Source organism: Arthrobacter sp. Soil764 (genome assembly GCF_001428075.1).
GTDB lineage: Bacteria > Actinomycetota > Actinomycetes > Actinomycetales > Micrococcaceae > Arthrobacter.
The window spans coordinates 118,461-139,022 of the sequence record NZ_LMSI01000006.1 but is presented as its reverse complement, the minus strand read 5'-3'; the positions used below and the strand labels follow the sequence as shown (position 1 = coordinate 139,022).

Sequence of the window (20,562 nt, the reverse complement as noted above, 5' to 3'; positions counted from 1 at the left end):
TACTCATATTTGTGCTGGGTGCCGGGAAACAGTACTTATTGTCCAGTCGGGTTACTGTCCGAGCGCACGCGGCCGCCACAGCATGACCGCCTGGGACCGGGGCCGGGGGCGCTGGCCGCGGGCCAGGCTCACCACGTCGCCCGCCGCGCCAGCCGCGAAGATGCGCGAATCCACCGAACGCGGCCGCCGCGCGAGTTCCTCGGTAAGTTCCGAGACCCGGCTTTGGAGGGCTGCCACCTGGTTCTCGAGTTCCAGGATGCGCTTGATCCCCTCCAGCGAGACGCCTTCCTGGGACAGCCGCTGCACTTCCCGCAGCATGTTCACGTCACGCTGGGAGTAACGCCGGGACTTTCCTGGGGCACGGCTGGGTTTGACGATGCCCAGCCTGTCGTACTGCCTCAGGGTCTGCGGGTGCATGTCCGCCAGCTCGGCCGCCACCGAAATCACAAAGATCGGCTGGTCAGCATTGATGTCCACGGCTCACCTCCGTGCCTAGAGCCGGGCCTTGGCTGCCAGGCCCTCGCGGACATCCGCCGATGACGTTGCTTCGGCGAACGCCTTGACCGCAGCCTCGGCTTCCTTGTTGAGGTTCTTGGGAACCGCGACGTCGATGGTCACCAGCAGGTCGCCGGTGGCCTTGGACGTCTTGACGCCTTTGCCCTTCACCCGCAGGGTGCGACCGGAAGGCGTGCCCGCGGGAACACGGACCTTGACCTTGTCGCCGTCGATCGTGGGAACCTCGATGTCCGCGCCCAAAGCAGCCTCCGGGAAGGTGACGGGGACGTGGATCCGGAGATTGTCGCCGTCGCGCGTGTAGAACTGGTGCGGTTGGACAGCGACGGTCACCACCAGGTCACCGTTACCGGCAGCACCGGGCTGGCCCTTGCCGCGCACACGGACCTTCTGGCCGTCCTTGATGCCGGCGGGAACCCGGACGTCAATCACTTCGCCGCTGGGTTCACGCAGGCCGATGGTGGTGCCGCGGATGGAGCCGGCAAAGGAAATGCTGGTGGAAGCGGTCCGGTCGGCACCCTTCTGCGGGGTGCGCTGGAACCCGGGGGCTCCGCCGAAGCCGCCAAAGAGGTCCGCGAACTCGGGCGGGATGCCGCCCGCGGAGGGGTTGAACCCGCCGGCGTGGCGTCCGGTGTTGCCGGTGAACAGGCCGCCGAACATGTCCTCGAAGCCGCCGTTCGTGGCGCCTGCCCCGCCCGGAGCAAAGCGTGCCCCGCTGCCCATGGCCCGGATGGCGTCATACTGCTGGCGCTCGTCCGGATCCGAAAGCACCGAATAGGCCTCGGAGATGTCCTTGAACTTCTTCTCGGAAGAAGCGTTCCCCGCATTCGTATCAGGGTGGTGCTGCCGCGCAAGCTTCCGGTAGGCCTTCTTGATGTCGGCGTCGGAAGCGTCCTTGGCAACACCAAGGATCTTGTAAAAGTCCTTGTCCACCCAATCCTGGCTAGCCAATGGCGTTTCCTTTCTTGTACAAACCTTCGTGTCCGGCTGGGCAACGCTCCGCTGGGTAGGGGGCCGTGCCCGCTTCGCGGTGCCCGCCACGCCGCGGCCCCCTACCCAGCTGCGCTTCGCTTGGTCCCACCTTAGGCGAGACAACCGCTGAGCGACGGACGGATAAGGGGCCCGGGAGTGGCATCGGGCCTGCCGGAGCTGGGTGGCTGGGGATCGCAGATCCTCAGCCACCCAGCGTAGGGGCGGGGCCCCTTATCCGTCCGGCGCGTCCACGAGTCCGACTAAGCCGGGACCGCGACGATGACCTGGGCTGCGCGGAGAACGCGGTCGCCTGACTTGTAGCCTGAGCGGAGGACCTGGCTGACGGTGTCAACCTCGATGTCCTCGCCGGGCTGCTGGATCAGGGCCTCGTGGATCGTGGGATCGAACTCCACGCCGGTCTCATCGATGCGGACCAGGCCGTAGGTCTTCAGCGCGTTCTCCAGCTTGGTGGCGATCGCGGCGAAGGGACCGTCAGTGAGGTCGCCGTGCTGCCGGGCGGCGTCGACGTCGTCCAGGACCGGGAGCAGGGAGTTCAGGACGCCGATGACGGCCATTTCCCCTGCCACGGCGCGGTCGCGTTCAACGCGCTTGCGGTAGTTGACGTACTCAGCCTGGAGGCGGAGCAGGTCGTTGCGCAGTTCGGCTGCCTCGGCGTTGCCGGCGGACCCTGCGGGCGCACCCTGGGCCACGGATTCCTCGGCCGGCACGTCCACGCCGTTGAGAATCTCCTCAGCCTGGGCCAGCGCGTCGCCGTCGGAATCTGCTGCCCCGGCCTGGGAACCGGCCCCGGAGGCGGACTGGCCGCCCTCCGGGTGCCGGGCCTGCCCGGTCACCGGGTCAACCTTGCGGTTGTCCCGGATGACCGGCTCCTGGCCGTTGCCCTGCGTGTTCTGCTGGCTTGCGGATGTGTTGTGCTCTTCCTCGTTACCGTGGTGCGGCATGGGTTACTTCTTCGCTTCGTCTTCGTCGATGATCTCGGCGTCCACGATGTCTTCGTCGGAGGAACCTGCCGAAGCGCCGGCGGGAGCGCCTTCAGCACCTGCAGCACCTGCGCCGTCCGGGGAACCGGGCTGGGCGTAGATGGCTTCGCCGAGCTTGGTCTGGGAAGCCTGCAGCTTCTCGAACGCGGACTTCACTGCTGCGTCGTCGGTGCCTTCGAGGGCCTTCTTGAGGCTGTCGACGTCGCCCTGGACCTCGGTCTTGACCTCTTCTGGCAGCTTGTCCGCGTTGTCGGCGATCAGCTTGTCCACGGAGTACGCGAGCTGTTCGGCGGTGTTGCGGGTGTCGGTTGCCTCGCGGCGGGCCTTGTCCTCGGCTGCGTGCTCCTCGGCGTCACGCACCATGCGGTCAATGTCTTCCTTGGAGAGGCTGGAGCCACCGGTGATGGTCATGGACTGCTCCTTGCCGGTGCCCTTGTCCTTCGCGGAGACGTGGACGATGCCGTTGGCGTCGATGTCGAAGGTGACCTCAACCTGGGGAACGCCGCGCGGAGCCGGAGCGATGCCGGTCAACTCGAATGTGCCCAGCGGCTTGTTGTCGCGGGTGAATTCGCGTTCGCCCTGGAAGACCTGGATGGCCACGGACGGCTGGTTGTCATCCGCCGTGGTGAAGGTCTCGGACCGCTTGGTGGGGATGGCGGTGTTGCGCTCGATCAGGTGCGTCATCACGCCACCCTTGGTCTCGATACCGAGGGACAGCGGGGTGACGTCGATCAGGAGGACGTCCTTGCGCTCACCCTTCAGCACACCGGCCTGCAGGGCTGCACCGACGGCTACAACCTCGTCCGGGTTTACGCCCTTGTTCGGTTCCTTGCCGCCGGCGAGTTCCTTCACCAGCTCGGAAACGGCGGGCATACGGGTGGAGCCACCGACGAGCACGATGTGGTTGATGTCGGAAAGCTTGATGCCGGCTTCCTTGATCACATCGTGGAACGGCTTCTTGGTGCGCTCCAGCAGGTCCTTGGTGAGGTCCTGGAACTTGGCGCGGGTCAGCTGCTCGTCCAGGTGGACCGGTCCGTCGGGGGTGACGGACAGGTACTGGAGCGAGACGTTGGTGCTGGTGGAGGAGGAGAGTTCCTTCTTGGCCTGCTCAGCTGCTTCGCGGAGGCGCTGCAGGGCGATCTTGTCCTTGGACAGGTCGATGCCCTTGACCTTGAGCTGGTTCAGCAGGTAGTCAACGACGCGCTGGTCCCAGTCGTCGCCGCCCAGGCGGTTGTCACCGGCGGTGGCGCGGACCTGGATGGTGGAGAAGTTGTCTTCGTCCTTGCCGACTTCCAGCAGGGAGACGTCGAAGGTACCGCCACCGAGGTCGAAGACCAGGATGAGTTCGTCTTCCTTGCCCTTGTCCAGGCCGTAGGCGAGGGCTGCGGCGGTGGGCTCGTTGACGATGCGCAGGACGTTCAGGCCTGCGATTTCGCCGGCTTCCTTGGTGGCCTGGCGCTCAGCGTCATTGAAGTAGGCCGGGACGGTGATGACGGCGTCGGTGACCTTTTCCCCCAGGTAGGACTCGGCGTCGTTCTTCAGCTTCATGAGGATACGAGCGGAGATTTCCTGCGGGGTGTACTTCTTGGCGTCGATGTCCACCTTCCAGTCGGTGCCCATGTGGCGCTTGACCGATGCGATGGTGCGCTCGATGTTGTTGACGGCCTGGCGCTTGGCGATCTCGCCAACCAGGACCTCGCCGGACTTGGAGAATGCAACGACCGACGGCGTGGTGCGGCCACCCTCGGCGTTGGCAATAACGGTGGGCTCGCCACCTTCGAGAACGGAGACGACGGAGTTGGTGGTTCCGAGGTCAATACCTACTGCACGTGACATGTGTTGCTTCCTTCTTTCCTTGGAAACTGGTTGGCGCCCTAAGCATTGAGCGTTCTGCACTCAACTCTACTCAGGGCGCCAGCGATGTCAATCCAAAGTTGAGCGGAGGCCGCTCAACTTTGGAGATCATGTCAGGCTTTTAGTTCGATATTCCTTGGATTTCCGGGCTTCCGTGCGCAGGATTACGACGCCGATCCAGGGTTTCGCTTTGGGAGAACGTACCGCCGGGCTGCTTAGCGCTCCGTATCCCGGTCGCCGTGGAGCGGGCCGCGCTCTTCCGCCGTCGTTTGAACCTGGCGGTCGGTGAGCCCTTCACGGATGGACTCCTCCGTACGGCGGCCCGCAGTGCCGGCATCGCCGTAGTCGCCTTCCTCATACTCGCCTTCGTCGTACTCGCCGTCGGCAAGGCCGCGTTCGGGCTTGTTCGCCCCGCCGGTGTCGCCGTAGTCCGCGTCCACGTACTGCCCGCCCTCCCCTGCGCCAGCGGCAGGAGTCGAGACTGTTCCGGCAGCGCCGTAATCGCCCTCCGGATATTGCTCACCCAGTTCCCCGGCCGGCCTTTCCACGGCTCCGGCGTCGCCGTAGTCGCCGTCCACGTACTGCCCGCCTTCCCCTTCAAGTCCGGGGGCGCTGCTGCCCTTGCGGGGCTCCTCGGCTGCAACTTCAGGGTTCTCAGTCATGGTGCATCTCTCCTTCGAGGCTCCGCGTCCATGCGGGCGCACTGGCAGTCTATCGACGGCCCGGGCGCATCAACAGGGCTTCGCCGGCACTTATCGGGAGGCCCGGACCGGCAGTCCGGCGACGCCTGCCAGCACGGCGAGGTGATGGTCGAAGAGCTCCGCGGGAGCCTTGAACGTGTTCGGCCCATACTGGTTGAACACCTCAAAGCTGACCGCGCCGAAGAGGGAACTCCACACCAGGACACCCCGTGCCACGAGCTCCTCAGGGAGGTCCAGACCGTACTCCGCACGGATGGCGGCCAGGTCGGCGGCAAGAGTTGGCGGCAGTTGCGGGGAGCCGTCGGCCGGAAGTGACAACTGGCCGGCCCGGGAAGCCGCGTCCAGGATAGCGATAAGGCTGACGATGACCCTCGTTCCGGGGCCAGTGGTGCGTTCCGCCGGGGCGTTGTAGCCGGGAACGGGGCTGCCGAAAAGAAGTGCGTAGCTGGCGGGCTCGCGCAGGGCCCATTCCCGGACAGCCCTGCCCAGCGCCAGGAAGCGGGCACTATGGTCCACTTCCGGGGCCTGGGCGACGGCGGCGTCCACTTCGTCCCCAAGCTCGCCGAAGGCGTCGATCAGCAACAGCGTCAGCAGCTCGTCGCGGCTCTCCACGTAACGGTAGACGGCCGAGGACACCACCCCCAGGTCCCTCGCCACCGCCCGCAGGGAGAGCGCGGCCGCGCCGTGCGTTGCCAGGTGCTGCCGGCCCAGTCGGACAATGTCCGCGATGGTCTGCGTCCTTGCCCGCTGCCGGGGCGTGAGCGGGCGGTCAAGGCCGGCTGCTGTTTCCTGAACTTCAGTCACCGGTCCAGCATGCCACAACCGAGAGCGCGGGAATCAAAAGAGAGCACTGCTCTTGACTTCGGCACCGCGCACCCCCATGCTGATTCTGAGAGCACTGCTCTCGGAAGACTGGAATGAGGAGGACAAATGGCAGATGTGTATGCAGTGACGGGCGCGGGCCCGGTGGGTTGGACGGTGGCCGAACAGTTGGCAGACCTGGGGCGGCAGGTGCGCGTCCTGACCCCTTCGGGCAGCGGACCCCGGCACCCGCTGATTGAGCGCATTGCCGGGGATGCAAAGGATCCGGACATCCTGCGCACTGCCTTTGCCGGCGCCAAGGCCGTCTTCCACTGTATCCACGGGTCGGCCTACACCGCCTCGGCATGGCAAGCGGAACTGCCCGCCGCCGAGCAGGCAGTCCTGGCCGCCGCACACGAAGCAGCCGCCGTCGTCGTCTTCCCCGAAAGCCTCTACTCCTACTCGGCGCCGGACCGCGTGATGACGGAGGGAAGCCCGCGCCGGGCTGCCGGCGGCAAGCGCGGGGTGCGGACTGACCTGCTTCGGGCCCGTGCGGCCGCAGCCGCTCCTGCCGTGAGCGTGGTGGCGGGCGACTTCTTTGGGCCCCGCGTCCGGATGGCGCACGGCGGCGAGCGCATGGTGGTGCCGATCCTGGCGGGGAAGAATGTCAGCGTCATCGGCAGCTCCCGCCAGCCGCACTCGTTCACGTACGGCCCGGACCTGACCAGGGCAATGATCGCCGCGGCGGACAGGCCCTCCGCCTGGAACGCCGTGTGGCACGCACCCACAGGGCCGGCGCTCACCCAGACGGAACTTGCCCACGCCTTCGCCGCAGCGGCGGGGCGGCCCGCTCCCAGAGTGCGTGTCCTGCCCGGCTGGACGCTCCGGGCGGCAGGCCTTTTTTCGGCCGATGCCCGCGAACTGGCCGAGATGCTGTACCAGTTCGAGCGGCCGTTCATCATGGACTCGGCCGCGTCGCAGGCAGCCCTGGACGTCAGCCCCACCCCGCTGGAAACGGCTGCTGCCGCCACCGTGGACTGGTGGCGGCAGCAGGGTTAGTGCTCCGGGTGGCGAGGGGCCCGGTGTTAGCGGCTGGGAACCTCTTCCAGGGGTTCGACGCCGGGCTCCCGCGGCCGCACAGCGCTCGGGCCGTCCGTGCGTCCCAGCTTGCTGGGCCACCAGATCTTCGGTCCGATGTCGTAGGCCAGGGCAGGCACCAGCAGCGAACGCACCAGGACGGTGTCCAGCAGCACGCCGAACGCCACAATGAACGCCAGCTGGACCAGGAACATGATGGGAATGACGCCCAGCGCCGCGAACGTGGCGGCGAGCACCACGCCTGCGGAGGTGATGACACCGCCGGTCACCACCAGGCCGCGGAGGATGCCGGGCCGGGTGCCGTGCTTGAGGGATTCCTCCCGGACCCGGCTCATCAGGAAGATGTTGTAGTCCACGCCCAGGGCCACCAGGAACACGAAGCCGAACAGCGGCACTGTGGCATCGGCGCCGGGGAAGCCAAAGATGTTGTTGAAGACGAAGGCCGACACGCCAAGCGCCGCCGCGTAGGAAAGCACCACGGAGAGCACCAGCAGGACCGGCGCCACGATGGAGCGCAGCAGCAGCATCAGGATGAAGAGGATCACCACCAGGACCACGGGGATGATGACCACCAGGTCATGCTGGGCGGTGGTGTTGGTGTCGAGTGCGGTGGCGGTGACGCCGCCCACCAGGGCCCCGGGGTCAACGGCCTTCACCCCGGTGCGCAGGGCCTTGACGGTTTCCTCCGCCTCCAGCGAGTCGGCAGCGTCGTTGAGGGTGGCGTTGATGATCACCCTTCCCTCCCGGACGTCCGGGGCGCTGGGAGCTCCGGGGGCTCCGGTGATGGGCACACTGCCCGGGCCCAGCAGGTAAGCCTCGCCCACGCCGTCGTCCGCTTTCACGCGGTCCAGCACCTCGGCCGCCTTGGCCTGGTCGGCAATCACGACGGCGGGGCTGCCGCTGCCGGCGTCGAAGTGGCGGGCCAGCGCGTCCTGGCCGTCAACGGCGTTGGAGGCGGTGAGGATGACGTCGGTCTGCGGCACGCCGTTGGCCTTGAGCTGGAACAGGCCGCCTGCCGCAACCAGCAGCAGGAGGACCGAGGCCACCCAGACCGTCCTGGGCCGCCGTGCCACGAGCGAACCGGTGGCACGCCACAGCCCCTTCTGCCCTTCCAGGCCCGTGACCAGCTCGGGTTCGCGCTGGTCTGCAGGGAGGAGCTTGGGGCGGAACGGCCAGAAGGCGGCCCGGCCCAGCAGGGCCATCAGCGCGGGCAGCAGGGTCAGCGCGGCGAACAGGGCACAGAGGATGCCTGCGGCAGCCACGGGGCCCAGGGCCTTGTTGGAGTTCAGGTCGGAGAAGAGCAGGCACAGCAGCGCGATGATCACGGTGGCGCCGGAGGCCAGGATGGGCTCGAAGGAGGCCTTCCATGCGGTGAGGACGGCGGCCGTGCGGTTGGTGGTGTGGGTGAGCGCTTCCCGGAAGCGAGCCACGAACAGCAGGGCGTAGTCCGTGGCCGCGCCGATCACCAGGATGGAGAGGATGCCCTGGCTTTGGCCGTTGAGTTGGATCCAGCCGGCCTTGGCCATGCCGAACACCAGCAGGATAGCCGCGCACAGGGCAAACACGGATGTCAGCAGCACCATGATGGGCAGCAGGAGGGACCGGTAGACAACGAGGAGGATCACGAACACGGCGGACAGGGCAACCAGCAGGAGGATGCCGTCAATGCCGCCGAAGGCTGCGGTGAGGTCTGCCGCGAGGCCGGCTGGGCCGGTCACGAAGGTCTGCGCGCCCTGCGGTGCTGCTTCCGTCACCGTTTCCCGGAGTTCCTTGACCGCGTCCTTAACTTCAACGGAGGATCCGACCGGGACCACGAACTGGACTGCCTTGGCGTCCTCGGATGGAATCGGGCCGATCACCGTACTACCCAGCTTGAGCTCTTCAAGGCTGGTCTTGAGCGTGGCCAGTTCCCCCAGCTGCGCCGGCGTGAAAGCCTCGTTCTTCTCGATGACGATAATGCCCGGAACCTCGTCCGAGTCACGGAACTTTGCCTGCCAGTCCTGGGCCTCGGTGGCCTCGGCGCTGGCGGGCAGGAACGACGCCTGGTCGTTGGAGGACACCTCCTCCAGCCGGCCGAATGTGGGGCCGCCAACCCCGGCCAGTCCCAGCCAGGTCAGCACCAGGACGACAGGGACCAGCCAGCGCAGCCAGAAAGGGACTCGCTCCTTGGCAACTTTTGTGCGGTTCATGGCGCCTTCCATCAATAAGCGGGTGGAGTAGTATTTGTTCCAGCATAGATTATCTCCATGATAGACATAAGTGGCTGCCAAGCTTTTTTCAGCTGCTGAAGACGTAAGCGGGACCTGCAGTAATATCCGTCAGTACGGCCGGATAGAAACGTTCGCGTGGAACAAGGAATGCAGGGAGGTGGACATGGCAGGGAAAACTTCGCCTGATGCGGCCCCGGGTCCGCTCGCCGGCGCGCCCGGAGGTCCGCCCGGAGGCCCGCTGCTGCGCCTTCTCCAGGAGTTCACCATGGAGGCCAACCGCTACGTGGATGTTGCCGGCGGCCGGAAGGACATGCACCGCACGGACATGAATGCCCTGGCCGTCATCATGCGCCACACGGCCGCCGGAAGCGTGGTGACTCCCGGGGTCCTGCGCAAGGAGCTGAACCTGAGTTCCCCGGCCACCACCGCCCTGATCGATCGGCTGGACAAGTCGGGGCACATCGTTCGCGAACGGAACAGCGCGGACCGGCGCCAGGTCCAGCTGAAGATGACTCCCAAGGCGTTCCAGGAAGGCGGGGCCGTCTTCGCTCCCCTGGCGCAGCATATGGGCATTGCCATGGCCGCCTTTTCAGAAGCGGAGCTGGAAACCGTCACGCGCTTCATGACGGCGATGGTGGAAGCCACGGTGGCGGCCCGCGGCGAATCCGAATAGCTTCCCGGCCGAGGGGGTAGCGTTTGGTTATGAGTGCCCAGCAGCCCGAAGACGACGTTTACACGCACGGCCACCACGAATCCGTGGTCCGCGCCCATGCCGCCAGGACCGCCGAAAATTCCGCGGCGTTCGTCCTTCCGCACCTCACTCCCGGCTCGACACTGCTGGACGTGGGCTGCGGCCCCGGTACCATCACCTGCGACTTCGCCGCCCTGGTCAGCCCCGGGAAGGTCACGGGCCTGGACCGGTCACCGGACATCATTGCCCAGGCCCAGGCCCTCGCCGTCGAGCGGGAAGTACCCAACGTCGAATTCGTGGCCGGCAATATCTATGACCTCGACTTCGCCGACGAAACGTTCGACGTCGTCCATGCCCACCAGGTGCTCCAGCACCTCACCGACCCCGTCGAGGCCCTGCGTGAGATGAGGCGGGTGGCCAAACCCGGCGGCATCGTGGCAGTACGCGACGCCGACTTCCACGGCATGAGCTGGTACCCCGCCATTCCGGAGCTGGACGAGTGGATGGACCTGTACCAGCGGATTGCGCGACGGAACGGAGCAGAGCCCGACGCCGGGCGGCGGCTGGTCAGCTGGGCACAGGCCGCGGGATTCAGCGACGTCGCCCCAAGCAGCAGCAACTGGCTTTACGCCACAGCTCAGCAGCGCCGCTGGCAAGCGCGCGTCTGGGGTGAGCGGGTGCTGCACTCGGCCTTCGCGGAACAGGCGCTGGAGTACGGGTTCGCCAACCCGGCCGACCTTGCCAGAATTTCTGCCGGCTGGCACCGCTGGGGCTCCACCGACGACGGCTGGTTCCTGATCCCGAACGGCGAGGTCATCGCCAGGGCCTGAGAGCGATACGCCATATGGGGTGGCAACCCTCTGGCAGCAAGGGCACTAAACTTGGTTGGTGCAATTCTCTCTCTGGCTGGCCCTTGCGGGCGCCGGCGCCCTGATCAGCTTCACCCCCGGCGCCGGGGCCATCAACACCATGAGCAACTCGCTGAACGCGGGCTTCCGCCGCTCCATCTGGGGAATCCTGGGGCAGCAGGCAGCGCTGGTGGTGCACGTGCTGATCGTGGCCCTGGGCGTCGGCGTCCTGGTGGCCAGTTCACCCCTTGCCTTCAACGTGATCCGCTACGCGGGCGCGGCCTACCTGGTGTACCTGGGAATCCGCCAGTTCCTGAGCAAGCCCACGGTGGCCCAGGAGCAGGCCGCCACCCTTCGCAACGAACCCGCGTGGTCCATCTTCCGGCGCGGGTTCTGGGTCAACCTCCTGAACCCGAAGGCGATTGTGTTCTTCCTGGCCTTCACTCCCCAGTTCATCCGGCCCGATCAACCACTGTTCACCCAGTACGCCGTGCTGACGGCCACGATTGTGGTCATCGACATCCTGGTGATGTGGTTCTTCTTTGCCGCAGCCGCGAGATCGTTTCAACGGTTTACCAACACCGAGCGGGGCCAGATGGTCCTCAGCAGGGTGTTCGGTGTGCTGTTCGTGGGTGTGGGTATCCTGCTGGCCCTGATCCACTGAAAAAGGGGCTTTCCAAGGAGGGCACCAACGTGACCCGTACCCATTCCGGCGTTAGTAATGCATCTTTACAAACCCGTAAAGCTTTGTGAACAGGCCGCTAGCCAAGAGTGATTGGAAGCGCGCATGCTTAGGGGCATGAACTCAGCGTCGAGCGCATATCGCGTCATCACCGTCTGCACGGGCAACATCTGCCGGTCCCCCATGGCTGAGCTGATGCTCAAGGCAGCGCTTGAACGCGAGGGCCTTGACCGCCTGGTGGAGGTGGACTCCGCAGGCATTACCGGCTACGAGGCAGGCCGGCCCATCGATCCCCGCGCCGCCCGCCGGCTCGCCGCGACCCAACTCGCCTCCGAACACCACGTAGCCCGGGAGTGGGAGCCTGGCTGGTTCCGCGAGCGCGACCTGATCCTGGCCCTGGACATCGACCACTACGCCTGGCTCAGCGAGGCGGCGCCGGACCAGGAATCCCTGGAGAAGATCCGGATGCTCCGCAGTTTCGATCCCACCATGGCCGAACGTGACCGGCTGGACCTGGGCATCGAGGATCCCTGGTACGGCGGCCATACGGATTTCGATGCCGTCTGGCACCAGATCCATGCAGCACTGCCAGGCCTTGTGCAGCACATCAAGTCCGCGGTCCTGCACAACACCCAGCTTCAGCCGCACTAGGGCCGGCGGACCCGGAAAAAGCGGTGCAATCCCCTGGCAGTAGGAGTATTTTGTGCTGCATGCAGGCCGCATCCAATCCCGGTAGTTACACCAGGCTCCTTGGGAAGCTCGAGAGAGCACAACCTTTGGACGCTGCCGTCACTGCGGCCGAGCCACTGGCGTCCCGCCTGATGTCGGGGCGCAAAATCCCGTCAATCATCCGCGGGGACACCACGGGCATCCCGCTGCACGTCATCCTCACCGACGCCCCCTTTGGCACCTGGTGGTCGGCGGTCTTCCTGGACTTCTTCGAGGACGAGGGTTCCCGACGTGCGGCGCGGCGCCTGGTAGGCCTCGGCGTTGTGGCCGCGGTGCCCACGGCCCTGTCCGGGTGGGCCACGTGGTCCGGCAAGGACCGTGCCCTGAAGCGCGTAGGCGTCGTGCATGCTGCCGCCAACGCCGCCGCAACCATTGTCTATGGTGCGTCCTGGGCTGCCCGGTCACGCGGACGGCATCAGCTGGGCGTGGTGCTGGCGCGTGCGGGAGCAGTGCTGCTGCTGGTGAGCGGGTTCCTGGGCGGGCACCTGAGCAGCGGGCGGCACGCCTCCGGGCAGGGCGTACCACGTGGATGAAAGCGAGCGGAGGAAAACGGTACGCTCTAGTCCATGAGCCCAGCCCCCGTCATTATCGCCATCGACGGGCGCTCCGGCGCAGGGAAGACCACCCTCGCCGTCGAGCTGGCGGCCCGGCTCCGCGCCCACCACAAGGTCTCGTTGTTCCACCTTGAGGACATCTACCCTGGCTGGGACGGACTGGCTGCCGGCGTCGAGCGTTATATCTCCACCGTCCTCACCCCGCTCAGCCGAGGCCAGGCGGCCTCCTGGACCAGCTGGGACTGGGAGAACCACTACGACGGTGACGCACGGGTGACGCTTCCTGCGGAGATCGTCATCGTGGAGGGGGTAGGGGCTGCCGCGGAGGCGGCCCGTCCCATGCTGGACGCGGTGATCTGGGCGGAATCCCCCGATGATGTGCGGCGGACCCGGGCACTGGACCGCGACGGCGCAACGTATGAACCGTACTGGGACCTGTGGGCCGCGCAGGAGGAGGAATGGCTGGGCCGCGACAATGTGCCCGGCCACGCGGACCTTCGCGTCCGGAACCTCGCCGACGGCGCAGCCCCGGCGGAGCTTTTGCAGCTGCTCCCCTACCTGCCCGCCCTGGCTCCGGTCCTCGCCCCCGAACTGTCGGCCCGCCGCGGCCTCCGCCTTCAGGCCCAGCGCATGGAGGCCGTCCCGGATGCGCCGGCCCTGTTCCAGTCGCTGTACGGCCGCTCCGCGAATGCCGTGTGGCTGGACTCCTCCAACGCGGGCACGGAACCTGGCGGCGGGGAGCCCTCACAACGAACGGCGGCAGAGCGCAGCCGTTTCAGCATCATGGCGGACGACGACGGCACGTTCGGCCAGTGCGTCACGCACCGCGGGGGTGTGAGCCGGATCAGCGCAGGCTCGTCCACTGTCAGCGTCCCCGGCCCCTTCTTCCGCTGGCTGGACACGGTCTGGGGCCGCCGCGCGGTGCGGACCCCGGAGGGCTACCCCGGTGAATTCACGCTGGGCTGGCTGGGCTTCCTGGGGTACGAACTGAAGCGCGAAACCGGCGGCAGCGATCTTTCCGCACCCACCCCGGATGCTGCCTTGATCTTCGCGGGCAGGGCAGTGGTCCTGGACCATGCCGAGGGTTCCGCCTGGCTTCTGGCGCTCGAGGCACCGGACGCGGATGATTGGCTGGCCCATGCCCGGTCAGCCGTGGAAGCCGCCGCTGGCCCAACGGTGGAAGCCGGCGGCAGCACCGGCGTCGTACCCCCTGCGCCGCCCGCTTTCCGCAGCCGGGACACGGGCGAACGGTACCGGGAGAAGATCGCCGCCGCCCAGCATCAGATCGCCCAGGGAAATACCTACGAGGTGTGCCTGACCACCACGTTGGAAGCCCGGGTCCACGCCGGCGCCCTGGATCCGTGGGCCACGTACCTGGCGCTCCGCCGCCGGAACCCGGCCCCCTTCGCCAGCTACCTCCGGCTGGGAGACCTTGCCGTGGCCAGCACCTCGCCGGAGCGGTTCCTCAAGATAGGGTCCGACGGCGGCATGCGCGCCGAGCCCATCAAGGGCACCCGGCGCCGGGCTGCCGACCCGCAGGAGGACAGCCGGCTGCGCACAGACCTGGCCACCTCCTTGAAGGACCGGGCCGAGAACATCATGATCGTGGACCTGCTGCGCAACGACCTCAGCCACTTCGCCGAACCAGGCTCCGTCACGGTCAGCCGGCTCTGCGCCATCGAGAGCTACGCCACCGTCCACCAGATGGTCAGCACCATCGATGCCAACCTCCTCCCCGGGGCGCCGCGGGCAGAGGCGGTGGCAGCCTGCTTCCCTGCCGGCTCCATGACCGGCGCCCCCAAGATCAGCACCATGGCCATCCTCGACCAGCTGGAGGCCGGGCCCAGGGGTGTCTATTCGGGAGCCGTCGGCTACTTCTCGCTCAACGCCGCGGCGGACCTCGCCGTCGCCATCCGGACCTTGGTGATCAATGCGGCCGGCGACGGAACGGCGGAACTCTCGCTCGGCGTCGGCGGTGCCATCACCTCGGATTCCGATGCCGACGACGAGTATGAGGAAATCCGGACCAAGGCCTACGGGGTCCTCTCCACGCTGGGTGCGGAGTTTCCCGACGACTGACCCGTCCAGCCCGGGCCGGCCGCAGGGTTGCCCTGCCGCCACACCCGGGAAAACGGTTTAGGAGGACACCACCGCGGGTAGGGACCTGAGCGTCAGCTGAACCGCTCAAGCAATGCGGCGGAATACCCAAGCGCCCACGAGTGAGGTTTGCCGCGTGACGGACCCGCCCCTCCCCCACAACAACAGCAAGCAGGCACCGCGGAGCGTTAAGTACATCCTCATGCTTGGCGCCCTGGCTGCCCTTCCTGCCATCACCACGGACATGTACCTGCCTTCGCTGCCTGCCGTGGAAACCGATCTCCACACCACCCAGACCGCCGCCCAATTGACACTGTCCGGAACCCTCGTGGGGGCCGGCGTCGGCCAGCTGGTAATCGGCCCGTTCTCGGACCGGTTCGGGCGAAGGCTGCCGCTGATGATCGGGATCTCGCTGCACGTGGCCATCTCGCTGCTGTGCTCCCTGACGCCGAACATCGAAACCCTGACCGGGCTGCGCGTTCTACAGGGCTTCTTCAACGCGGCCGCCGCCGTGGTGGCACTCGCCGTCATCCGCGACCGCTTCGTTGGGTCCGCCGCCGCCCAGCTGCTCTCCCGGCTGATGCTGGTGATTGGCGTAGCGCCGCTCCTGGCGCCCACCGTGGGCCAGGCGATCGCCGGCGCCTGGAACTGGCGGGCCGTCTTCTACGCCCTGGCACTGATCGGGGTGGTCCTGGTGGCCATCGTCTGGCGGTTCATGCCGGAGACGCTGCCGGAGGACAACCGCAGCCCGGGCCACCCGCGGCATGTGGCCGGTGCCTACTGGTCGCTCCTGCGGGACAGGCATTTCATGGCACTGGCGGTCATCCCGGGGCTGGGGCTCGCCCTGATCATGAGCTACGTGGTGGGATCACCCTTTGTCTTCCAGAACGAATACGGCCTCACCGCCCAGCAGTTCGCCCTGGTCTTTGCCCTTAACGGCGCCGCGCTGGTCCTTTCCGCCCAGCTCAATGCCGCCCTGGTCCGGAAGTTCCCGCCGGCCCGCCTGCTGCGCACCGCCCTCGTGGTCCAGTTGTGCCTTGCCCTGCTGCTGCTGGTGGTGGTGGCCACGGGTGCCGGTGGCGTGTTTGGCCTGGTGGCCGCCCTGTGGCTGGTCCTGTCAGCCCAGGGAATGGTCCCGGCAAACGCCTCCGTACTGGCCCTGCACAACTACGGGCACATGGCGGGAACGGCGGCGGCGGTCATCGGCGCCCTGCAGTCGGGGGTAGCCGGCCTGGTGAGTCCCCTGGTGGGGATCCTGGGCGGGAATTCGTGGTCGATGGCCGGCGTCATGATCGGCAGCTGCGCCCTGGCGGTGACGGTGCTTGCCCTGGGGACTCCCGCTTACCGGAAGGGCGGCTGGGCAGAGCATGCCGGGCGCGACGACGGCCAGCGGGTGGGCGCGGACGAATAGTTCGTTGCGGAGCCGGCTTGTTGGAACGTGTTTATTGAACAGTGCTTACTGGACCGTACCTATTGGACTGTGGCCGTCAGCCGGGCCACGTTGTCCACATAACGTGCGGCGAGCGGCCTGTTGAGCCAGTCCGCCAGCTTCAGTTCATGTGAAATGTCCCGGTAGGTATCCTCCACCGCCCGCATCTTGTTCACGATGTCCTCGCCCAAGAGCATGACCGACACCTCCAGGTTCAGCGAGAACGACCGCATGTCCATGTTGCTGGAGCCCAGGACGGCCACTTCGTCGTCGATGGTGAAGTGCTTGGCATGCAGCACGAACGGCGCCTTGTACAGGTAGATCCGCACGCCGGCTTCAAGGAGCGCCTCATAGTAGGACCGCTGGGCGTGGTGGACCAGGAACTGGTCGCCCTTCTCGGACACGAACAGCTCCACGTCCACGCCGCGCTGGGCCGCAGTGGTGATGGCGTAGAGCAGTGAATCGTCCGGAACGAAGTAGGGGCTGCAGATGGAGATCCGGTGCTGCGCGGAGTAGATGAGCGTGTTGAAGAGCCGGAGGTTGTTTTCGGTGATGAAGCCGGGACCGCTGGGCACCACCTGGGCCGTGACGTTGCCGGGTTCGGGGTTCGACGGGAGCTGCAGCTGGTGTTCCAGGGATTCGTCGGTCTCGGTCAGCCAGTCGGTGGCGAAGACGACATTCAGGGTGGTCACGATGGGGCCGCGCAGGCACGCCATCAGCTCCACCCATTCGCGGCCTGCCTTGCGGTGCCGCGGGTTGTTGTAGGAGGGCTCGATCAGGTTCTGAGAGCCCGTGAACGCGACTTCGCCGTCCACCACCAGGATCTTGCGGTGGTTCCGCAGGTCCGGCCGGCGCCACTGGCCGTGAATGGGCAGCAGCGGCAGCATCCGCTTCCACTGGATCTTGCCGGCCTTGAGCCGCTTGAGCAGCTTCCGGTAGCCCTTGATCCGCAACGTTCCGATGTGGTCGAAGAGGAGCCGGACTTCCACGCCTCGTTCGGCGGCTTCCTCCAGTGCGGTGAGCAGGTCGTTGGTGATGTGGTCCGAGCTCATGATGTAGAACTCGGCATTGACGAATTTCTTCGCCTTCCGAACGGCGTTCGTCATGTCCAGGATGGAGTCCGGGTAGCCGGGGATGAGCTCGACGGAATTGTTGTCCACCATGGGCAGCGAACCCAGGGTGCGGTTGAGCTCAGCCGCGGACTTCACCCACTCAGGCCCCGGATAGTCACTTTCGGCATCCGCGAGGGCGGTGATGCCGGCCCGCACCCGGTCATTGACCTGCTGCTGCTGTGCGCGGCGGCGGCTGGAGAGCTGGAAGTTCCCGAACAGCAGGAACAGCACAATGCCCACGAACGGGATGAAGAAGATCCCCAGCAGCCAGGCCATGGCGGTGGTGGGCCGCCTGTTCCCGGGGATGATACCCAGCGCCAGGACCCTGATGACAAGGTCGGCGAAGCCCAGGAGCACCACAACCCATGTCGGCGCGGTGCCGGCAAGCGAAAAAGGCCACAACACGTCAATAACTCCCGGGGAAATTGGGCTCCCGGAGGACGGTTTTCGCCCGGGGCACTCTGCCCAGCTTATCCGCGGCACCGCACTAAGCTGGTGCCATGAGCTCTCCAGCCCCCGTGGTTCTCGTTTTCCTTGACCCTGCTTTCCCCGACGGCAGGGTGGCCGACGCCTCCAAGCCCCAGCTGCTGGTCACCGACCTTGGCGTCACGCGCGGCGACGGCGTCTTCGAAACCATGCTGGCAGTCGGTGGGACGGTGCGGAAAATGCAGGCGCACCTTGATCGGCTTGCCGGTTCGGCAACGGCGCTGGACCTGGACATCCCGGACCAGGACGCCTGGCGGCGTGCCATTGCCGCTGCCGTGGCCCGGCACTGGTCGGAGAACGTGCCGGCAGACCCTTCGGCAGATGAACTGGTGGTCAAACTGGTGGTGACCCGCGGCGCGGAGGGCGCCACCACTCCCACCGCGTGGGTCCAGGCCTCCCCGGCCGGTGCTGTCGGCCGCCGGCAGCGCGAAACGGGCATCGATGTCATCCTCCTTGACCGGGGCTACGACAGTGACGTGGCCGAACGGGCCCCCTGGCTGCTCCTGGGTGCCAAGACGCTCTCCTACGCCGTCAACATGGCGGCACTGCGCCACGCACACAAACAGGGCGCCGACGACGTCATCTTCACGTCATCCGATGGTCGCGTCCTGGAAGGGCCCACGTCCACGGTGCTGCTGGCCCATGTGGAAAAGTCCGACGACGGCACAACAGTCAAACGCCTCATCACCCCGCAGCTGGACAGCGGCATCCTGCCCGGAACCTCCCAGGGCGCCCTCTTCGCTGCAGCCAAGGCGGCAGGCTGGGAACTGGGCTATGGCCCCCTGGAACCCCGGGACCTCCTGGACGCCGACGCCGTCTGGTTGATCTCCAGCGTCCGCCTGCTGGCGCCCGTGAACCGGATAGACGGCAACGAGATCGGCACCCCGTCCGTCCAAAAGGAACTGACCACCGAATTGAACCGGCTCTTCGCGGGCATCCAATAGCCCCCGACAGGCCGGGCCTGCCCTTTTCCCGTCCCCGCTTCACCCGTAAGGTGTGCACCATGGACTCGCAAAAGCTGCCGATCGAGAATTTGTCCTTTGACGACTGCTGGGATCTCCTTGCCAATGACATCGTGGGCAGGCTGGCCATTGTGGTGGACGGGCATCCGGAGATCTTTCCCGTGAACTACGTTGTCCATCTGCGCAGCATCCTGTTCCGCACGGCGCCCGGGTCCAAGCTCTGGGGCGCCAGGATGGAAAGGCCCGCCGCACTGGAAATCGACGGCTACGATCCCGCCACCGAACTGGCCTGGAGCGTGGTGGTGCGGGGCGATACGGAAATCGTCGAGGACCAGGCCGTCAAGGATGCGGTGGACGGCCTGGGCCTGGAACCGTGGCAGCCCGGCGAAAAGGCAAACTACGTCAGGCTGAACGCCAAGGCACTGACCGGGCGCAGGTTCCAGGTGAACCGGCCGGACGTCTGGAACACCCGCGTCCAGGACCGGCGCCGGGCGTCATTCGAATAGCGCCGCTCCTACGGCTTCACCTCTCGGCGGCGGCACTTTCACGCTCTGGAACCTGCCACCTGCCGCGAAAGCTGCGCCTCCAGCCCGGACAGCAGGATGGTGAGTCCCTGGTCAAGCTCCCTGGCGCCGTCGTACTCTGACAAGGCCGGCGCCAGAGCCCGCAGCCGGGGGAATTCCTTGGCGGGCAAGCGGTGGAGCCCAAGGCGCAGCAGCACTTCGTTCTCTTCCGGGTCCACCACGTACTCCTGAAGTTCGTTCAGGATGTGCCCGTAGAGGAAGCCGTAATAGGCACGGTAGACATGGAGCGCATCCGCCGGTTCGAATCCTGCGGACGCCAGCAGTGTCAGGATCTGTTCCAGCGGCCGTAGGGTGCCCAGCGGCCGCAGTCCCAGCGGCGTGGACAGGGGCCGGGTCACCAGCAGGGGGACCACGTTGGGGTGCTCGAGCGCCAGCATCCGGAGGTCGTGGGCGATGTTCCGCAGCTGGGCTTTCCAGTCCGGATCCTCGGGATGAATCGGGAGCTGGTCAAGGACCAACTCTGAAACCCCGTCCAGGAGCGCAGCGCGGTTATCGGCGTAGCGGTAGAGGCTCATGGGGTCCCGGCCAAGCTCCTGCCCCAGGCGCCGCATGGTCAGCGCGTCCAGCCCTTCGGCGTCAACCAGTTCGAGGGCCTTGGCCAGCACGGTTTCCCTGCTCAACCTTGCCTTGGCAGGTGTGCGGCCGGAAGCACGCGGGGAATCCATGATGTTGTCCTAGCGGTGGAGGTGGTCCCGAATAAATCGAGACGGTTGCGTCACTTGTAGTCTACGGGTACAGTCTACAGCGTAGACAGGCGCTGACAACGCTGAGGCCCACTGCATTCCAGGGGGACTCAACCTATAAATCCGATGGCCACGTGCAGGGCATCGGGTTTTGCTGCTGTAGCCGAACGGCGGCGCCGAGCACTTAGCGAAGGGGGCCGTCATGGCACATTCGCAGTTCGATATTTTCCTCAACGAAGCCACCTACCCCGACCAGGCCTCGGGTTCCAGCCTGGACCGCGACCGCCTCTACGGGCTGTACACCAGCTGGTGCTTCATCAACCAGCAGCCGCCCGGCAACGAGGACAGCTTCTGGGCAGCCATGAAGCAGAGGATTTCGCCGCGCCGCAACGGCCTTCGCATGAAGGGTCCTGCCGCTGCGGACTACATCCTCACCAGCTACCCCGGGCTGGTCTAAGACCTCCAGGGCTTTACAACGGCCACCTGACAACGAGTGGTACTGATCAAATGCTGTGGCACACCGTGCCGCAGCATTTTTCATGCCCGCCTTGACGT

The 20,562-nt window shown here is 66.5% G+C and carries 20 protein-coding genes; 11 read left to right on the top strand and 9 right to left on the bottom strand.

Annotation, left to right across the window (positions count from 1 at the left end; translation table 11 throughout):
* Positions 1–51: 51 nt before the first annotated feature.
* From ASG86_RS06100 to ASG86_RS06075, 6 genes are all read right to left on the bottom strand, one after another.
* The gene (locus ASG86_RS06100; protein WP_056331595.1) at positions 52–477 is read right to left on the bottom strand and encodes a heat shock protein transcriptional repressor HspR; all 426 of its coding nucleotides are present in this window, start codon (positions 475–477) and stop codon (positions 52–54) included.
* Positions 478–492: 15 nt separating this feature from the next.
* Positions 493–1,464 (bottom strand): DnaJ C-terminal domain-containing protein, encoded by a 972-nt coding sequence (locus ASG86_RS06095; RefSeq protein ID WP_200946174.1) that lies wholly within the window; start codon positions 1,462–1,464, stop codon positions 493–495.
* A 281-nt stretch (positions 1,465–1,745) separates the two neighbouring features.
* Complete coding sequence (locus ASG86_RS06090) at positions 1,746–2,447, bottom strand: nucleotide exchange factor GrpE (protein WP_056331591.1); 702 nt, start codon at positions 2,445–2,447, stop codon at positions 1,746–1,748.
* A 3-nt stretch (positions 2,448–2,450) separates the two neighbouring features.
* Positions 2,451–4,322: a molecular chaperone DnaK gene (dnaK, locus tag ASG86_RS06085; RefSeq protein WP_056331589.1), complete on the bottom strand. Its 1,872-nt coding sequence runs from the start codon at positions 4,320–4,322 to the stop codon at positions 2,451–2,453.
* Positions 4,323–4,555: 233 nt separating this feature from the next.
* On the bottom strand, positions 4,556–5,002 hold the full coding sequence (locus ASG86_RS06080) for a hypothetical protein (RefSeq protein WP_056331586.1): 447 nt from the start codon (positions 5,000–5,002) through the stop codon (positions 4,556–4,558).
* A gap of 90 nt (positions 5,003–5,092) precedes the next feature.
* Positions 5,093–5,845 carry a TetR/AcrR family transcriptional regulator gene (locus ASG86_RS06075; protein WP_056331584.1) on the bottom strand — a complete coding sequence of 251 codons (753 nt, stop codon included), beginning with the start codon at positions 5,843–5,845 and terminating at the stop codon, positions 5,093–5,095.
* 126 nt (positions 5,846–5,971) lie between these two features.
* On the opposite strand from ASG86_RS06075, the gene ASG86_RS06070 reads away from it, so the two are divergent.
* The gene (locus tag ASG86_RS06070; protein WP_056331582.1) at positions 5,972–6,901 is read left to right on the top strand and encodes an NAD-dependent epimerase/dehydratase family protein; all 930 of its coding nucleotides are present in this window, start codon (positions 5,972–5,974) and stop codon (positions 6,899–6,901) included.
* Between the two features lie 26 nt (positions 6,902–6,927).
* Here ASG86_RS06070 and ASG86_RS06065 read toward each other — a convergent pair whose 3' ends face one another.
* Complete coding sequence (locus ASG86_RS06065) at positions 6,928–9,129, bottom strand: MMPL family transporter (RefSeq protein WP_056331580.1); 2,202 nt, start codon at positions 9,127–9,129, stop codon at positions 6,928–6,930.
* Positions 9,130–9,313: 184 nt separating this feature from the next.
* Here ASG86_RS06065 and ASG86_RS06060 point away from each other — a divergent pair, with 184 nt between their 5' ends.
* The 7 genes from ASG86_RS06060 (at position 9,314) to ASG86_RS06030 (ending at position 16,162) form a co-directional block, all read left to right on the top strand.
* The gene (locus ASG86_RS06060; RefSeq protein ID WP_056331631.1) at positions 9,314–9,823 is read left to right on the top strand and encodes a MarR family winged helix-turn-helix transcriptional regulator; all 510 of its coding nucleotides are present in this window, start codon (positions 9,314–9,316) and stop codon (positions 9,821–9,823) included.
* A 29-nt stretch (positions 9,824–9,852) separates the two neighbouring features.
* Positions 9,853–10,671: a methyltransferase domain-containing protein gene (locus ASG86_RS06055; protein WP_056331579.1), complete on the top strand. Its 819-nt coding sequence runs from the start codon at positions 9,853–9,855 to the stop codon at positions 10,669–10,671.
* A gap of 58 nt (positions 10,672–10,729) precedes the next feature.
* Positions 10,730–11,353, top strand: a complete 624-nt coding sequence (locus ASG86_RS06050; protein ID WP_056331577.1) for a LysE family transporter — start codon at positions 10,730–10,732, stop codon at positions 11,351–11,353.
* Positions 11,354–11,488: 135 nt separating this feature from the next.
* Positions 11,489–12,022, top strand: coding sequence for a low molecular weight protein-tyrosine-phosphatase (locus tag ASG86_RS06045; RefSeq protein ID WP_056331575.1), 534 nt, complete (start codon positions 11,489–11,491; stop codon positions 12,020–12,022).
* A gap of 59 nt (positions 12,023–12,081) precedes the next feature.
* The gene (locus ASG86_RS06040; protein ID WP_056331574.1) at positions 12,082–12,633 is read left to right on the top strand and encodes a DUF2231 domain-containing protein; all 552 of its coding nucleotides are present in this window, start codon (positions 12,082–12,084) and stop codon (positions 12,631–12,633) included.
* 33 nt (positions 12,634–12,666) lie between these two features.
* Positions 12,667–14,733 carry an aminodeoxychorismate synthase component I gene (gene pabB / locus ASG86_RS06035; protein ID WP_056331572.1) on the top strand — a complete coding sequence of 689 codons (2,067 nt, stop codon included), beginning with the start codon at positions 12,667–12,669 and terminating at the stop codon, positions 14,731–14,733.
* A gap of 154 nt (positions 14,734–14,887) precedes the next feature.
* Positions 14,888–16,162 carry a multidrug effflux MFS transporter gene (locus ASG86_RS06030; RefSeq protein WP_056331570.1) on the top strand — a complete coding sequence of 425 codons (1,275 nt, stop codon included), beginning with the start codon at positions 14,888–14,890 and terminating at the stop codon, positions 16,160–16,162.
* A gap of 59 nt (positions 16,163–16,221) precedes the next feature.
* Here the strand turns inward: ASG86_RS06030 and cls are convergent, their stop codons facing one another.
* Positions 16,222–17,697 carry a cardiolipin synthase gene (gene cls, locus ASG86_RS06025; RefSeq protein WP_440152717.1) on the bottom strand — a complete coding sequence of 492 codons (1,476 nt, stop codon included), beginning with the start codon at positions 17,695–17,697 and terminating at the stop codon, positions 16,222–16,224.
* A gap of 95 nt (positions 17,698–17,792) precedes the next feature.
* Between cls and ASG86_RS06020 the strand changes: the two genes are divergently transcribed.
* Together ASG86_RS06020 and ASG86_RS06015 are read left to right on the top strand one after the other, a co-directional pair.
* On the top strand, positions 17,793–18,722 hold the full coding sequence (locus tag ASG86_RS06020; RefSeq protein ID WP_056331567.1) for an aminodeoxychorismate lyase: 930 nt from the start codon (positions 17,793–17,795) through the stop codon (positions 18,720–18,722).
* Positions 18,723–18,781: 59 nt separating this feature from the next.
* Entirely contained in the window at positions 18,782–19,246 is a 465-nt protein-coding gene (locus tag ASG86_RS06015; RefSeq protein WP_056331565.1) for a pyridoxamine 5'-phosphate oxidase family protein, read from the top strand.
* A gap of 38 nt (positions 19,247–19,284) precedes the next feature.
* Here the strand turns inward: ASG86_RS06015 and ASG86_RS06010 are convergent, their stop codons facing one another.
* Positions 19,285–19,989 carry a TetR/AcrR family transcriptional regulator C-terminal domain-containing protein gene (locus ASG86_RS06010; RefSeq protein ID WP_056331563.1) on the bottom strand — a complete coding sequence of 235 codons (705 nt, stop codon included), beginning with the start codon at positions 19,987–19,989 and terminating at the stop codon, positions 19,285–19,287.
* A gap of 220 nt (positions 19,990–20,209) precedes the next feature.
* Between ASG86_RS06010 and ASG86_RS06005 the strand changes: the two genes are divergently transcribed.
* Positions 20,210–20,464 carry a hypothetical protein gene (locus ASG86_RS06005; RefSeq protein WP_056331561.1) on the top strand — a complete coding sequence of 85 codons (255 nt, stop codon included), beginning with the start codon at positions 20,210–20,212 and terminating at the stop codon, positions 20,462–20,464.
* Positions 20,465–20,562 lie beyond the last annotated feature (98 nt).